General features: G+C 64.0%; 14 protein-coding genes and 1 tRNA gene. 7 read left to right on the top strand and 8 right to left on the bottom strand.

Translation table 11 applies throughout. From position 1 onward, the window contains the following. The coding region (locus AOQ71_RS01625) for a glycosyltransferase family 39 protein (protein ID WP_245316617.1) at positions 1 to 1,566 on the top strand (1,566 nt) is incomplete at its 5' end. A gap of 6 nt (positions 1,567 to 1,572) precedes the next feature. On the opposite strand, the gene AOQ71_RS46165 is transcribed toward AOQ71_RS01625, so the two are convergent. Together AOQ71_RS46165 and AOQ71_RS01630 are read right to left on the bottom strand one after the other, a co-directional pair. Then, positions 1,573 to 1,713, bottom strand: coding sequence for a hypothetical protein (locus AOQ71_RS46165; RefSeq protein WP_167353954.1), 141 nt, complete (start codon positions 1,711 to 1,713; stop codon positions 1,573 to 1,575). Between the two features lie 54 nt (positions 1,714 to 1,767). Continuing rightward, a complete protein-coding gene (locus AOQ71_RS01630; protein ID WP_057740936.1) occupies positions 1,768 to 3,018 on the bottom strand; it encodes a multidrug effflux MFS transporter in 1,251 nt (416 codons plus the stop codon). A 400-nt stretch (positions 3,019 to 3,418) separates the two neighbouring features. On the opposite strand from AOQ71_RS01630, the gene AOQ71_RS01635 reads away from it, so the two are divergent. Then, positions 3,419 to 4,741 carry a hypothetical protein gene (locus AOQ71_RS01635; RefSeq protein ID WP_057740938.1) on the top strand — a complete coding sequence of 441 codons (1,323 nt, stop codon included), beginning with the start codon at positions 3,419 to 3,421 and terminating at the stop codon, positions 4,739 to 4,741. A gap of 404 nt (positions 4,742 to 5,145) precedes the next feature. Here AOQ71_RS01635 and AOQ71_RS46170 read toward each other — a convergent pair whose 3' ends face one another. Both AOQ71_RS46170 and AOQ71_RS01645 read right to left on the bottom strand, forming a co-directional pair. Further along, positions 5,146 to 5,592: a hypothetical protein gene (locus tag AOQ71_RS46170; protein ID WP_167353955.1), complete on the bottom strand. Its 447-nt coding sequence runs from the start codon at positions 5,590 to 5,592 to the stop codon at positions 5,146 to 5,148. A 457-nt stretch (positions 5,593 to 6,049) separates the two neighbouring features. Next, positions 6,050 to 6,138, bottom strand: a tRNA-Leu gene (locus tag AOQ71_RS01645). A 787-nt stretch (positions 6,139 to 6,925) separates the two neighbouring features. On the opposite strand from AOQ71_RS01645, the gene AOQ71_RS01650 reads away from it, so the two are divergent. After that, a complete protein-coding gene (locus tag AOQ71_RS01650) occupies positions 6,926 to 7,336 on the top strand; it encodes a hypothetical protein (protein WP_057740940.1) in 411 nt (136 codons plus the stop codon). A gap of 18 nt (positions 7,337 to 7,354) precedes the next feature. Here the strand turns inward: AOQ71_RS01650 and AOQ71_RS01655 are convergent, their stop codons facing one another. Further along, positions 7,355 to 8,557, bottom strand: coding sequence for an FAD-dependent monooxygenase (locus AOQ71_RS01655; protein ID WP_057740942.1), 1,203 nt, complete (start codon positions 8,555 to 8,557; stop codon positions 7,355 to 7,357). Positions 8,558 to 8,576: 19 nt separating this feature from the next. Continuing rightward, complete coding sequence (locus tag AOQ71_RS01660; RefSeq protein ID WP_007602543.1) at positions 8,577 to 8,822, bottom strand: zinc-finger domain-containing protein; 246 nt, start codon at positions 8,820 to 8,822, stop codon at positions 8,577 to 8,579. Positions 8,823 to 9,130: 308 nt separating this feature from the next. Between AOQ71_RS01660 and AOQ71_RS01665 the strand changes: the two genes are divergently transcribed. Together AOQ71_RS01665 and AOQ71_RS01670 are read left to right on the top strand one after the other, a co-directional pair. Beyond that, positions 9,131 to 10,267: a hypothetical protein gene (locus AOQ71_RS01665; RefSeq protein WP_057740944.1), complete on the top strand. Its 1,137-nt coding sequence runs from the start codon at positions 9,131 to 9,133 to the stop codon at positions 10,265 to 10,267. A 35-nt stretch (positions 10,268 to 10,302) separates the two neighbouring features. After that, positions 10,303 to 11,058 carry an alpha/beta fold hydrolase gene (locus AOQ71_RS01670; RefSeq protein WP_057740969.1) on the top strand — a complete coding sequence of 252 codons (756 nt, stop codon included), beginning with the start codon at positions 10,303 to 10,305 and terminating at the stop codon, positions 11,056 to 11,058. Here the strand turns inward: AOQ71_RS01670 and AOQ71_RS01675 are convergent. After that, the gene (locus tag AOQ71_RS01675; protein ID WP_057740946.1) at positions 11,044 to 12,408 is read right to left on the bottom strand and encodes a hypothetical protein; all 1,365 of its coding nucleotides are present in this window, start codon (positions 12,406 to 12,408) and stop codon (positions 11,044 to 11,046) included. The genes AOQ71_RS01670 and AOQ71_RS01675 overlap by 15 nt on opposite strands. Before the next feature lie 287 nt (positions 12,409 to 12,695). Here AOQ71_RS01675 and cysE point away from each other — a divergent pair, with 287 nt between their 5' ends. Further along, positions 12,696 to 13,520: a serine O-acetyltransferase gene (gene cysE / locus AOQ71_RS01680; RefSeq protein WP_057740949.1), complete on the top strand. Its 825-nt coding sequence runs from the start codon at positions 12,696 to 12,698 to the stop codon at positions 13,518 to 13,520. Between the two features lie 125 nt (positions 13,521 to 13,645). Further along, complete coding sequence (locus AOQ71_RS01685) at positions 13,646 to 13,864, top strand: DUF3126 family protein (protein WP_007602550.1); 219 nt, start codon at positions 13,646 to 13,648, stop codon at positions 13,862 to 13,864. 334 nt (positions 13,865 to 14,198) lie between these two features. On the opposite strand, the gene AOQ71_RS01690 is transcribed toward AOQ71_RS01685, so the two are convergent. Then, entirely contained in the window at positions 14,199 to 15,356 is a 1,158-nt protein-coding gene (locus AOQ71_RS01690) for an IS481 family transposase (protein WP_083513846.1), read from the bottom strand. Between the last annotated feature and the right edge of the window lie 89 nt (positions 15,357 to 15,445).

Raw genomic sequence — 15,445 nt, forward strand, 5'->3', positions numbered from 1 at the left:
TGGCGGCGCCCGTTGCTGCGCTGGCTCGATGGTGTGGAGGCGGGTTGGGCCGTGCCGCTTCTCATTGCGTGCTTCGTCGCAAGCTGGACGCTTTATCTTGCCATCGCCTATGCCGGCGGCGGTCTGCACCCGGATACGCTCGAGGCCTGGACGCTGGGGCGGAATTTCGCCTTCGGCTATCACAAGCATCCGCCGTTGATGGGATGGGTCGCCGCAAGCTGGACCTTGATCTTCCCGGTCAGCGACGTGTCGCTGCAGCTGATGGCGATGGTGAATGCCGGGCTCGCGCTGTTCTTCGTCGACTGTATCGCGCGGCAATTCGTCACCGGGCACAAGCGCATCCTGGTGCTGCTGCTGTTGATGCTGACGCTGGCCTATCAATTCCACGCCCAGCGCTTCAACGCCAACGCCGTGCTGCTGGCGACCTGGCCGCTGGCTACATGGTGTTTCCTGCGCGCGTTCGAAACACGGTCCGTGTTCTGGGCGGTCGCGGCCGGATGCGCCACGGCGCTCGCCATGGTCGGCAAGTATTACTCGATCTTCCTGGTCGCGAGCTTTGCATTGGCTGCGCTCGCGCACCCGGCGCGTCGCGACTATCTCACCTCGGCCTCGCCCTGGATCTCGGTCGCGACAGGGTTCGCGGTGCTGTCGCCGCACATCTACTGGCTTGCGACCACGGGGGCGTCGACCTTCGACTACGCGCTGGCCCATGCCAACGGCAATGCCCTCAGTTCGATCGATGACGTCAAGAATTTCCTGCTTGGGCTGATCGCGGCCATCAGCGTTGCGGCCGTGATCTGGGTGCTGATATCAGGCACGCGCCTGAAGCAGTTTCCGGCCGACTTCGTTGCGATGAGCCCCGGCCTTCGGTTGCTGTTCTACGTCGCCATCGGCACCATCGCTCTGCCGGTGCTGACCTCGCTCGCGATGGGCACCGATCTGCCGTCGCTATGGGCTTTGCAGGGGCTGTTCCTGTTCGTCGTGCTCATCGTCTGCGGCGCCCGCTACCCGATCGAGCGCTTCTACACCGTCAACGTCACGGTCATTGTTGCAGGTGTCGCGTTGGTCGCCGTCCTGGTCGCGGCTCCCATCCATGCCGCCTATCGCAATGTCAACGGCTACGAGGAGGCGCGGAATCTTTACGCGCAAGCCGCAAGCGAGCTCACCCGGCAATGGCACGAGCTGACCGGCGAATCGCTCAGGGCCGTCAGTGGCGACGATTCACTCGCCTTCGCCACAGCCTTTTACAGTCCCGATCATCCGCACTACGCGCGGCCGTTCGAGCATCAGTACGATTGGGGGCTGCCGCGCAAGACGACGCTGGATCGCGGCTGGGCCGCACTCTGCTTCAAGGGCCAGGATTATTGCGGTCGCTGGATGGAATGGGTTTCCTCGCGCGCCGGGACCTTCGTCCGGCGGGAGTTCACCGTGCAGGCCTCGCTGTGGGGCCGGCCCGGCCTGTCTCGGGATGTGGTCGTGTTGATGGTGCCGCCACGCGCGAGCGGTGAGGCACCGCCCGAGATTTCCGCAGAGGAGTTTGGTGCGAGCAAGCGCAGTCCGGACTAAAGCCTCTCAGCAGTGGCTGTCGCGGACCTGCTCGAGCCCCTCGCTGGCGAAGGGCGGGTCGACGGCGGCTTGTTCGGCGGGCGACACCACGGGTTCGGTATGCTGCCGGTTCGACTCGCGATGCTTGTCGTGCTGTTCCAGTTCCATTGAAGCCGCCTCTCGAATTGCTGCAGGACAACATCGAGACGGCTTCGAAGTTCCTCACACGATCGGGCGATGGTGTGGCTTGAACAGCCGTCCCTTCTCCACGACGAGCACGATCGCGAGCGCGGCGAGCGTCGACAGGAAGAAGCCGGTCGAGAACGGCAGCAACGTGCCGTCAAAGCTCTGGCCGATCGCGGTGCCGACTGCGATGCCGATCAGCGTCGTGATCGAGCCGTAGAGCGAGGAGGCGGTCCCGGCGATGTGGCCCTGCGGCTCCATCGCGAGCGCGGTGAAATTGGCAACCATCATGCCGAACGAGAACATCATCAGCGCCGACAGCACCATGAACAGGGGCAGCGGCAGCACGCCGAGAATCTCGGTCAGCAGCATGACGCCCGCGACCGCAGCATAGAGCGAGAGCGCGCCGTGCGAGATCACGCGCATGCCGAGCCGCCCGACCAGCTTGGAATTGAGAAACCCTGCAACGGCGGTGCCGGCCGCGATCGTGGCGAAGGCGAGCGGGAAGTAATGGCCGAGATGATAGATGCCGGTGAAGACCTGCTGCGCGGAAAACACGAAAGCGAACAGCGCGCCCATGACGCTGCCGGCCGCCGCCGCATAGCCGATGGTCTGGCGGTTGGTGACGGTCTGGCGGAACGCCGAGAGCACGTCGGCAGGGGCGAGCGACCTGCGCTCCGTCTCGGGCAGCGTCTCCGGAAGCCGCCACACGCTCCATGCCAGCGCGATGACGCCGTACAGCATCAGCACGACGAAGATGCCGCGCCAATGCGTCATGAGCAGCACCGCCTGTCCGAACGATGGTGCGATCACGGGCACGGCGATGAAGATCATCATCGCAAGCGACATCACGCTGGCCATGCGGCGGCCGGCATAGCAGTCACGCACGATCGAGGTCGCGATCACGCGTGTCGCCGAAGTGCCGAGCCCCTGGAGCGCGCGGGCCAGCAACAGTGTTTCGAAGGTGGGTGCGGCCACCGCCAGCACGCTCGCGACCGCATAAACAGCCATGCCGCCGAGCAGCACCGGCCGGCGTCCGAACCGGTCCGACAGCGGGCCCATGATGAACTGGCCGGCGCCGAAGCCGATCAGGAAGGTCGACAGCACGAGCTGGAGATGGTTGGCGTTGGGAATGCTGAAGGCGGCCCCGATATTGGGCAGCGCGGGCAGCATCATGTCCATCGCGAGCGGATTCAGCGCCATGATGGACGCGATCACGATGACAAATTCGGGAAAACCCATCGGACGGTGTCCCGAGGACACCCATTCGTCGGCATTGACGTCGGACAAGCAGTTCACCTCTGATTTCAGAGGCCATATCTAAAGCCCATGCTGCGTCGCACAACCCATGTTTTGGGATGGCTGTCCGGCGGGGCAGGGAAACTGACAACCACACGGACAATAAATGGTGAAGACGGCGCGGGTGGCTGCGGCCGGCGTCAGCGCGGACGCCGCGCCCGCTCGACGAGGTCCGGCTCCATCAGGCCGGCGGTCTCGACATAATCGAGATCGCGATGGACCAGCCTCAGGTTGAGCTGCCGTCCGCTGCAGAAGCTGGAAACCAGGGATTCACCATAACAGCGGCGACAACCGTCTGGGGAGATGAATCGGAAACACTATGCTGTCCACTGTGTGCTGACTGGACGCCGGATCAGGCGCCGGAGAACTCGAGCAGCAGACAGGTTTTGCGGTGTCCGACGTCACAGGTGCGACACGATGGTTCGGACCGTCGGCCGACACGGCGGCGAAGCGGAATGTCTGGCTTGGTTCGCTGATCGCGATCGTCACCCTGCTGGCGCTCTACAATCTTGCCAACGACACGGCGCTGGGTACGGGCTACGGCTGGGACGCCCGCGTCAATTGTGCGGCAGTCGATGCGCATGTCGCGGGGCTCGATCCCTATTTCGTCAAGAACCTGAAGGGCACCTCCTACTCCTATCCCTATCTCCCGGCGACCCTCGACGCGTTCCGTCCGTTTTGCGCAGGCGGCCTTCTGGTCGATCACTACAGGGGCCTCTATCTGGTCCTCGCGGCGCTCTGCGGCTTGCTCCTTCCTGGACTACGCAGCTCGCGTGCCTGTTTGCGCGATGTCGGCCTCAAGGTCCTCTGTGCGCTCGGTGCATTCGTTGGTTTCGAATGGGTGCTGGCTTCCGGCAATTTTGCGGTTCTGGGCGGCGTCTTGACGGCGGTCGCGCTGGCGCTGTTGCTCCATGCGGGAGTGGGTGACAACAGGCGCTTCAAGATGCGCGCCGCCGGCGCTGCGCTGCTCGGTCTTGTCATGTCGTTCAAGCTGGTGTTCTGCCCCGTCCTGGCTGCAGTTTACTTCCTGCCGCTGCGACGGGCCCGGAAACTCGCTCTTCTCGCGGTGGCCGGCTTCGGTTTCCTGCTACCGATCCTGATCTCGGTGGTGTTCTATCCGGAGCTGTTCGCGAGCTGGCTGCTCGCGATCAAGGGACAGATTCCGAACCAGCATTCGGTCCATCTGGAGGAGATCAATCCATCGCTGCTTCTGGTTGCGCGGAAACTCATGGACCATATCGGGCTCGCGGACGATAGGCCGATCGAGTTCGCGATCTACGCGCTTGCCGCATGCGCGCTCGTGATCGCACCCTTTGTCCTGGTGTTGCTGCGCGCGCTCGGGATTGGAATTGCCGCCGTGAGAGCATCATTCCTGGCAGAGCTGGACCACTGGCTGATCAATCACCCGCAAGCGGCCATGCGCGTCACCGTGCTTGCGATGTTCGCGCTCTATCTGTGCTCGCCGCGCATCAAGGAATATGCCTTCTTCGAGCTGGCGCTCTATCTTGCCGTCCTCGTCGTCGATCTTTCGACGCCGGCGCTCGCCATGGTCTTGACCGTCGCCATAGCCATCCCCGCGCTGGCATCGATTGCCGGCATTGCGTTCGAGGGCAGCTTCGCTCTGCTCGCCATCGCGCTGGTTTGCTTTTGGACCATGCTGTTCGATTTTCACGGCGTGCCGGCGCGCGACGATCGGGAAGAGTTGGTGCCATGAACAGCGGCGGTGCGAGATCCATTGCCGCCACGGGGCGGCCACATGCGACAGGCGCGCCAGGCGCGAACTGGCTGACCCGCCTCATCGTGATCACGGCCATGCTGGTTGCTGCCGCCACCGCGATCTATCTCGGCATGGACGAGACCTTCGGCTGGGACGCGCGGGTGAACTGCGCCGCCGTCGATGCGTATATCGCCGGGCTTGATCCCTATTTCATCAAGAACCTCAAGGACACGAAGTATTCCTATCCCTATCTGCCCGTGACGCTGGACGCGTTTCGTCCGCTCTGTGCCGGCGGCGTCCTGGTTGCCCACTACAAGGCCATCTATGTCGTTCTTGCCATCCTGTGCGCGGTGGCGTTGCCCGGCTTCGGCGGGAGCCGCCGAAGCCTCCGCGATAGCGCGTTACGGGTCATCTTCGTGCTGGGCGGATTCGTCGGGCTGGAATGGATTCTGGCGACCGGCAATTTTGCGATTCTGAGCGGCCTGCTGACCTCTGTGGCCTTGGCTCTTCTGCTGCGTCCGGCTCGCTGCAAAGGGCAGGGGAACAAGAGCTTGCCGCTGCAATTTGCCGGGGCTGCGCTGCTCGGCCTTTTGACCTCGTTCAAGCTGGTCTACTGTCCGATCCTCGCTGCGCTCTATCTCTTGCCGCTGCGGCGTTCGCGCAAGCTGTTGCTGATTGCGGTTGCGGCCGGCGCGTTCGCGCTGCCGGTTCTGATCTCGGCGGTGTTTTACGCGAACCTGTTTCCGAGCTGGCTGAGCGCGATCTCCGGCCAGATCCCGGGGCAACATTCGCCAGGTAACGACGTCAATCCGTCGCTCCTGTTCCTCGCGCTCACTCTCGCGGACCATCTCGGACTCGTCGGCAGCAAGCTGGTCGTCGCCTTGCTTTATGGCTTCGCTGCGGTGGCGCTCGTGATCGCGCCGTTCGCCCTTACGGTCTGGCGCATGGTTGCTGCGCGCCGGCCGGCCGACGCAAGATCAGCCTTGAAGTGGTTCGACCGCTGGCTGATTGAGCATCCCGTCGCGGCCATGCGCCTCGTCGTGCTGGCGATGTATGCGCTCTACCTCTGCGCGCCGCGGCTGAAGGAATATGCCTTCTTCGATGTCGCGCTCTACGCCGCCATTCTCGTTGTCGATCTTCCCACGGTCGGGCTTGCCGTGGTCCTGACGATCGCGGTCGGCCTCCCGGCGCTGGCGTCGATCACGGGTTATGTCTTCATAGATGGCTTTGATCAGCTGGGAATCGCGCTCGTGTGCTTCTGGATCATGCTGCAGGCGCAGTCGCAGTCGCAGGCGCCGGAGCAGGTGGTGCGGGCAGCCGGAATCGAACCGGCACAGCGCTTGCGCGCCGAGGGATTTTAAGTCCCTTGCGTCTACCAATTCCGCCATGCCCGCATGATTGATCTATAACGATGTTTCGGCGCGGAGGGCAACCCGTTCGACGGAAAAACCCTCCGGTTAGACACAGGTTCACCCATTTGTTGTTCTTGCGGGCGCGATAGCGCACTGCTGTCGAAATTGGTCTGCCCGCGCAGGCCGACGTTGCGCGCCAGCAATCAAGCGCCAGGCAGTCGAACGCGTAGAGCTGCGCCTTGTCGTTGTGCCGGTTTGAGTGGCGAGCGTCGAAGTCCCGATAGGTAGCGTCGTCCCCTGTTTGGCGTACGGCCTGCGCGTCGAATACACGTCAACGTGATGCGGCTCGTTTACCACCGTACCAGCGGCAGGATGGCGCTCGCCCAAGGGTTGTGGCAGAAGCCGCGCCGGAATGCAGGATTTGGAATGCAATGAAAGTGTTTGTTGTGGGCGTGGCTCTCTTCGCCCTGGTTACGTGTTTGGTGGTGATCGAGATCAGGGCTGCGAGCAAAGAGGACTGCACACCAATCGAAATCGGGCACGTTCTAAAGACGGGGTGCTAGGGCTAGATCAGTACCGGCTGCGCCGACAATGTGCCGGGCTGTTTTCGGATCGCGCTGAATTTTAAATCCCTTGCGTCCACCAATTCCGCCATGGCGCTTGATCCAACGAGATCAAACATTTAAGCCCCGTCCAGCCGTCTGGAATTGGCGCTTCGGCCGCACAGGGGGCTTCCTTGAGCGAGCCGGCGGCCCAAGGCAAAGCCTCAATCCGGACATCTGGCCCTGCTTTAGGCATTCTCGATTCACGAAGGACTATTTTGCGACCCATGCCTGCTTCGCCTTTCTCTTCCTCGCGCGCGCCTTGCGCGGTTGCCGCGCTGGTCGTGGCCGGCTTCGCGCTATCAGGCTGTGCCGGCATGAGCGAGACCATCGCTCCGGCCTTCGCCGATCCCGCCAAATACGAATTGTACGACTGCAAGCAGCTCGAGGCGGAGCGCAAGTTGCTCGCCACCCGTACCGCGGATTTGCAGAGGCTGATGGACAAGGCCGAGACCGGGACTGGTGGCGCCGTGGTGTCCGAGCTGGCCTATCGCAATGACTACGTCGCGGTCCGCGGCTCGGCGCAGCTGGCCGAAGACGCCTGGCGCCGCAACCGGTGCCGGGAAACGCCGCCCAATATGACGCCGGCGACCACCGCACCTCAGCGGCCGGACATCAAGCCCGCGCCGAAGCGCTAACGTGCCGCGGCGTTCGCATCACGGACGCCAGCCGTAGATCCAGTCCTGCCGCGCCAGCATGCGCTCGGGTCCCAGCGCGCGGATCACGAGATCACGCGCGAGCGCGAAGGCACCGCCCAGATGATAGATGCGGCCCTGCTGCCGCGCGGTCCGCTGCACTTTCCTGACACGGGCCTGACGCGCCTCGCCATATTGCTTCAGCGCTGCGGCGACGCTGCCCGCGTCCTCGGCGCCCTCGAGGCTCAGATGCCCGGCGAGCACGGCCGCATCCTCGATCGCCATGCCGGCACCCTGCGCGGCAAACGGCAGCATCGCATGCACGGCATCGCCGAGCAGCGCGACCGGGCCCCGGCTCCAGGGGCATCCGTCGGGCACGCCGAACAGCGCCCATTTGCGCCAGCTGTCGACGGTGGCCAGCATCATCCGCGCCGTCGCCGGCCAGCGCGGCGCGGCGAAGGCCTCCATCAGCTCGAAGGGATCGCCCGGCGTGCTCCAGCCAGGCCTGTTCCAGGTGCCCGGCAGCACCGCCACCACGTTGAGCTGGCGGCCGCCCGCGATGGGGTAAGCGACCAGATGCGCATTCGCGCCCATCCAGAGCTGCACCCGCCGCGCCGTAAAATCCTTCGGCAATTGCGTGGCATCCAGCGTGCCGCGCCAGGCGATCAGCCCGGCGAAGCGCGGCTGCACCTCGGGAAACAGATGCTGGCGCACCGTCGACCAGATGCCGTCGGCGCCGATCAGCGCGCTGGCAAGATCGCTGCGCCTGATGGTGCCGCTGCGATGCACGACCGTCAGTCCCTTGGCGTGGGGGGCGACATCCTCGAAGGTCGCGCCCAGCTTCAGATCGATATCGGGATGATCGGCGACAGCACCCGCGAGCGCCGATTGCAGGTCGGCGCGGTGCACCACCCAATAGGGGGCCCCGGCGCGCGCTGATGCCGCTTCGCCGAGTGGCATCCGCAACAGCTCGCCGCCGGCGCGCGCGCTCATGATCGAGACCGCTTCCGGAACCACGGCGCGCAGCTTGAGCCGGTCGGCGAGACCAAGCTCGACCAGCACGCGGCTGGCATTGGGGGAGAGCTGCAGGCCCGCACCGACCTCCTCGAGCCGCTCGGCCTTTTCCAGCACGACGATGCGAAACCCGCGCTCAGCGAGCGCAAGCGCAGCCGTCAATCCTCCGATCCCGGCACCGGCAATGACGATCGTTCGCGGGAGGGCCACCCCTGACCGAAGGAAGCGGTCAGGCCACCTTGTCCTTCAAGACGCATTCGGGCGGGCGGGCTTCGCCTGCCTTCAGGTCGGCGGCGAAGCGGTACAGCGTCGAGCAATACGGGCAGATGATCTCGTTGTCGTTGCCGAGGTCCAGGAACACGTGCGGATGATCGAACGGAGGGTTGGCGCCGACGCACATGAACTCTTGCGAGCCGATCTCGATGACGGGGACACCGGCATCGTTATGGAAGTGCGGGACGACATGGTCGGACATCGTAGTTCATCCTGGAGTGGCAATGGCGGCAGACACAATCAGCAGTGACGCGGCATATTATCGACGCCGCGGACCATACTGATGGGTGCAAGTGATTGCTAGCCCGACGGAACCGAAAGGTTCGCAATTGCCCCATGCTCATTTGCTCATGCAAATTCGACACAATCTTGTCGCCTCAGAGAAGCCCTTCTTTCGTCGGGGACGTTGTGTCGCAATTTTGGCATACTATCTCTCTCGGACACGCGAAATTGCGACGAAAGACGAACCGTCAGGCGCAAAATGATTCTGCCAATGTCCCGGCTTTCAGCATGAAGTGGCTGCGAATCAGCTCCGCATTGGCAGGAATTGCTGCATGCAGCCTTGTGCTCGCGCAGGTAGCACCGCATGCACGGCAGGCCGGCGCCATTCTCGCCGCACAGGATGATCCCGCGGCGCTGTCCGAGCTCAAGCTCGATGAGGCCCTCGCGCATAACGATCGCCTGGTTCAGGACAATATCGAGGCTGCGCTGAGGGCTGGTGATGCCGATCTCGCCGACAGCTTTGTCGCGCTCGCGCGTGATCGCAACATCGCGCTGCCCGACGATGTGCTGAGCAGGGTCAGCGACGCGGTCAAGATCGAGAATTCCACCTCGCATTTCGCCAAGCGCTTCGCCAGCGGTCTCGTCACCGGCAATGCCGATGATGTCGCGAGCCTGTCAGGGACGGTCGCGGGCGATCTTTTCGTGATCGGCGATATCAGGGACGTCGTGCGCGAGGGCAAGCATCTTGCGATGGGTGAGGATACCGATCGCCTGGTGCTCGGGCTTGCCACCGCAGGTCTTGCGGTCACCGCCGTGACCTACGTGTCCGCCGGCGGCGCCGCGCCCGTTCGTGCCGGGCTGACGCTGGTGAAGGATGCCCGCAAGGTCGGGCGGCTCGGCGAGGGTCTCGCCGCATGGGCCGGCCGGTCCGCGCGCGAGGTGGTCGACGCACCGATGCTGCAGAACGCGGTCGCCAAGGGTTCGGTGTTCCGCCCGGGTGAGACCGTGAGCGCAATCAAGGCCGCATTCCGCGTCGAGAAGGCCGGTGCGCTGGTCCGGCTCGGCAAGGACGTCACGCGCGTCGCCGAGAAATCAGGCACGCGCGGTGCCATGGAGAGCTTGCGCATCGCCGAAGGGCCCAAGGATGTCGCGCGCGCGGCGCGGCTGGCGGAAGCGCAGGGCGGCAAGACGCGCGCGATCATGAAGGTGCTGGGGCGTGGTGCATTGCTGCTCGTCGGCGGCGCGTTCGATCTGACGCTGTGGCTGTTCGGTGCGGCGCTGACGCTGTTCGGCCTGATATCCTCGATCAAGGCGACCACGGAGCGCCTGACGCAGGCATGGTGCGATCGGAAGAGGGCCCGGCGGCTTCGCCGGGCGCAGATTGCAGCCGAGGCTGCTCTGGCCAGCGCGGTCCCGACCGCCTAAGATCGAACTTCCCCTGCAACATTGTGGACCTGCTGATGCCGAGCTTTCACAACGGCGCCGTTGAAATTGCCTATCTCGACGAAGGCGAGGGCGACCCGATCATCCTGGTGCACGGCTTTGCCTCCAGCAAGAACGTGAATTGGGTCTATCCGACCTGGGTCTCGGAGCTGCGCAAGAACGGCCGCCGCGTCATTGCGCTGGACAATCGCGGCCATGGCGAGAGCGCCAAGCTCTACGATCCCGCGCAATATTCGATTCCGACCATGGCCGGCGACGTGCTGGCGCTGATGGATCATCTCGCCATCCCGCGGGCCGACATCATGGGCTATTCGATGGGCGGGCGGATGACGGCCTGGCTCGGCCTCAATGAGCCGCAGCGCCTGCGCTCGGCGATCCTCGGCGGCATCGGCATCGGCGGCCTGATCGAGGGCACAGGTCCTGGCGAGAACGTCGCCAAGGCGCTGGAGGCGCCCTCGCTCGACGACGTCAGCGATCCCGTCGGCCGCACCTTTCGTGCGTTTGCGGACCAGACCCGCTCCGACCGCGTGGCGCTGGCCGCCTGCCTGCGTGGCACGCGCGATCTCATGACGAGGCAAGAGGCCGCACGGATCGACGTGCCCGTGCTGATCGCGGTCGGCTCGACCGATGACGTTGCGGGTTCGGCCAGCGCGTTAGGTGCGATCATCCCGGGATCGGAAGTGCTTGATATTCCCGGCCGCGATCACATGCGCGCGGTCGGCGACAAGGTCTACAAATCGGGCGTGCTGGATTTCCTGTCACGCCGAGGGTGACGTCTCCTCGTCGCCGAATGCGCGAAACAGCGCCATCAGCACCACGAAGGTCGCAAGCCAGACCATGCGGGCGCCGTAGCGATCGTGCGGCCCCGAGATCACGCCGCAGATGAAGGCGTTGCCGAGCAGGGCCAGCGTCACGGTCGCCGCCAGCAGCGTCAGGTCGTCGAGCCGGCGACAGGCGAGCGCGTGTCCCAGCAGCGCGAGCAGCCCCAGCATCGAGACCAGCGCGACGGGCACGTGCAGCCGGTTGATGGTGTCGAAATCGAGCTCCCAGTTCTGCTGGCGCGCCGCCCGCATCGGCGCGACCTGCGCCGGGATATAGCGCTCGATGATGCCGTAGGTGTGCGGGATCCACACACTGGCGCCTTCGCCGGTCGCCACATGCAGCAATTGCCGGCCCATCGCCCGCAGCGCGGCGCCTAGCTGCCAGGCCGGATAGTCGGCGAGCGATCGCTCGACGATGGTGCCCATCTCGTCGCCCAGCCCGTCGAAGCGGCCGAGCGTGTTGAACATGCTCTTGCCCCACAGGAATTCGTCGGCGGTATCAGGCAATTCGTTGCGATAGGGACAGAGCTTGAAGTGTTCGCGCGGGCAATGGTCGTTGAGGAAGCGCGCAACGATGCCGTCCTGCATCATGCGGCCGAAGGCGACGCCGGTGCCGCCGGGCGTCCAGGCCCATTTGCCTGATAGCGCGTGGTTGGCCGCGATCAGCATCAGGCTGCCCGCGACGATGGTCAGGCTCGCCTGGGCAAGACCTGACATCGGCAGACGGGGCCCAAGAAGCGGCCGCACCATCCAGCCGACGGCGCAGAGCCCGAGCAGCACGCCGAGTGTGGCGCTATGGGTTGCGGCCGCAAAAGCGGTGAAGACGAACAGCGCGGCCTTCTCGAACCCCGAGATGCGGCTGCCGCCGACGATCAGCAGAAACAGCGACAGCACCGACAGCCCGGCGAAGATGTCGGTGAGCAGCATGCTGGCGAGCCAGGGCAGCGCCGTCGACACGATCAGCAGCAGGCTGATGGCGACGAAGCGGGCCGTCTGCATCATCGAGAGGACGCGCAAGGTAAGTTGCAACAGCCACAATGTGACCAGCGACTGAATCGCAAGGTTGATCCAGAATCCGAAGCTCTCGCCATAGTGCAGATAGAGGCCGAACACGGTCGAGCGGCTGGGGACGAGATAGCCCTCGTACCAGCGCGCCAGATAGCCGCCGGTATCCCATTGCAACAGGGGATAGCCGTTCCAGAACGCCGGCGCGATCATGAGCAGGGGCAGAGCCACCGCCGCCAGCCGCAGCCAAAGCGTACCCGCGGCGCGCGCGCGCGATTGTTCGGTGATGATGCTCAAAACGGCTCCGTGGTCGTCAGGACCATGCCCGCGATGAGGGTCGGGATGAAATTCACCAATAGTTTGACGCCGTCAGGCTTGAATTTGGCAAGACTCTGACCATTTCAAGCCGACCTTGCGGCTTGGGGGCACCAGAAGAATCTGTTGTGTTTCAATGCGTTGGCGTGCTTCCACGAAGCAAGGCGCAGTTCACTCTCAGGCAAGCCCGTCAGGACTTTGTCGCCTACACTGTGCTATAAGGCCAACAAAACCAGCCTATTCGAACAGCAGATCCCAAAGAGAAAATCATGGCAGTGCATCAGGTCAATCCGGGAGGAAAGCTCGCTTCGCTCGATCCAATCTGGGACCGGATCCGTGGCGAGGCAGAGGACATCGTCCACCGCGAGCCCGAGCTTGCGACCTTCATCTACTCGACCGTGCTGCATCACAGCCGCCTCGAAGATTCCGTGATCCACCGTCTCGCCGACCGGCTCGATCATTCGGCGCTGTCGGGCGACCTGGTGCGCCAGACCTATGACGAGGCCCTGCGCGAGGACCCTGATTTGGGCAACGCCTTCCGCGCCGATCTCGTCGCCGTCTACGACCGCGATCCCGCGACCTCGCGCTTCATCGATCCCTTGCTCTACTTCAAGGGCTTTCATGCGATCCAGACCCATCGCCTGGCGCACTGGCTCTATCTGAAGGGCCGCAAGGACTTTGCATATTATCTGCAGAGCCGCGCCTCCGCGGTGTTCCAGACCGACATCAATCCAGCCGCGCGCATCGGCCGCGGCATCTTCCTCGACCATGCCACCGGCTTCGTCTGCGGCGAGACGGCTGTGATCGAGGACGACGTCTCGATCCTGCACGGCGTCACGCTCGGCGGCACCGGCAAGGAGAACGAGGACCGTCACCCGAAGATTCGTCATGGCGTGCTGATCGGCGCCGGCGCAAAGATCCTCGGCAATATCGAGATCGGCCATTGCGCGCGCATTGCGGCAGGCTCCGTCGTGGTCAAGCCCGTGCCGCACAACGTCACGGTCGCCGGCGTGCCGGCCAAGATCGTCGGCGAGGCCGGCTGCGCCGAGCCGTCGCGGACCATGGACCAGATGATCAACGCGATGGGACTTTAAGCCTGCGTTTCCTGAGGGTCGGATTCGCCGGCCCTTTCGTCCCCACATTCTTTGGCAATTCATGCTGGCGGTTCGCCGCGTCTCGTCCTAAAACGCGGCCGACCAATTTCGATCGGAGACTTGCCGTGGACGTCAAAGAAGTCAGAAAGCTGGACGCGTATCTGAAGCGCGTATTCGGCAATCCCAAGATCCGCGTCGTGCCGCGGCCGAAGAAGGACGATTCCGCCGAGGTCTATATCGGCGAAGAGTTCATCGGCGTCCTCTTCGTCGACGACGAGGACGATGATCGCTCGTTCCAGTTCCAGATGGCGATCCTCGAGGACGATCTGGTCGACCAGGAATAGTCGTTGTTCCTTCACCTCGCCCCGCTCTTGTCCGCCGAAGCCCGCCTTCGGGCGAAGGCGGATGCGGGGAGGGGTCGAAATGCGCGCGCAGCGCGGATTTCAGGTGAGGGGGACTCTCTGCGAGTCCCACTATCCCCGTCCCCGGCCCCGGCTCTGCAGCGCAACGTCGTAGGGACGCTGCGATAGCGCGTCGAAGACGCGCGTAGACGCGCTGATGGTGTTCGGGGGCACACGCTTTCTCCACATCGTCATTGCGAGCGCAGCGAAGCAATCCAGAGTCTTTCCGCGGAGGGATTCTGGATTGCTTCGCTGCTGTTTAGCCCGGAGACATAGCTTACACCTGTTCGGAGACATGGTTGACACTTTTGGGGTTACGCAGATCGATCGTTTCGATCTGATGAGCGGCAAAGAATATTCCGAATTTTCCGTCGGCACTGAGCTGGCGAATGGCGAGCCTCTCACCACGGAAGGCTTGCGGGACTTTCCAGAGCCGTCCCTTGAAGCTGACATAGGCCTTGGTGGTGGAGACGGAACGGACGATCTCGCCGTCGTCGTACTCCACCGTTGGAAGGCGGTTCGGCATAGGGCGCTGGCTCGGTCGATAACGGCTCGCGGGCACATCGAAGCCCAATGCCTCGTGCGGCCGATCGAGATTGTAGACGTTGCGCCATTGGTCGAACGCCCGCTGGACATCGGCAAGGTCGCGGTAGCGCTTGAAGGCGAAGACCTCGGCCTTCAGGCTGCGGTGGAACCGTTCGTTCTTGCCTCGGCTCTGGGGATGATAGGGCCGGCTGTGGATCGTGCGGATGCCGAGCTTGAGAAGCCACACCGTCAGCGTGGTCCAGGGGTCTTCGAGGGTGAAGCCCCAGGGGCCGCCATTGTCGACGAACATCGCATCCGGCAGTCCGTAGCGGCGGAACGTCGTCTCGAGATGGCCTCGTACCGTCGAGCCTCGTTCGTTGTCACAGGCTGCCAGGCACAAGGCAAAGCGCGAGTGATCGTCCAGCGTCGTCAGTGGATGGCAGGACACGCCGTTCTCCAAGGCACTGTGTCCCTTGAAGTCCATTTGCCAAAGTTGATTGGGCTTATCCTTCTCGAAGCGCGTATACGGCTGTCCAGGCGTGCCCGCAGGCTCCTTCACCCGATCATAACGTCGCAAAATCTCGTGCACGGTCGATATCGCCGGAACGGCCTGCCGGTTGCGCTTGAGACGATGCGCGAGTTTGCGCGCTCCCCAGGCCGGGTGAGCATCGCGCAGTTCGACGATCTGTTGCTCGATCGCAGCAGCTGTACGCTCCGGACTGTGATGAGGTCGTCGCGATCGGTCCGCCAATGTCGTATCGCCTGCATCGTACCGCTGGATCCACTTGTAGCCCGTCGGAGCGCTGATGCCGAACTGCCGGCACAGCTGCCGCAGGTTCGCTCCCTCCTGCTTGGCAAGCACCACAAACTCCCGCCTTTGATCCATGACTGACACCTCTCGCCACGGCATCGTTCGCCCCCTTGTTTGACGAATCGAGCCGATTTTGACGTGTCAACCATGTCCCCGAACACCTGTCAGTCATGTCTCCGGGCTAAACA

The organism is Bradyrhizobium manausense (genome assembly GCF_001440035.1).
GTDB lineage: Bacteria > Pseudomonadota > Alphaproteobacteria > Rhizobiales > Xanthobacteraceae > Bradyrhizobium > Bradyrhizobium manausense.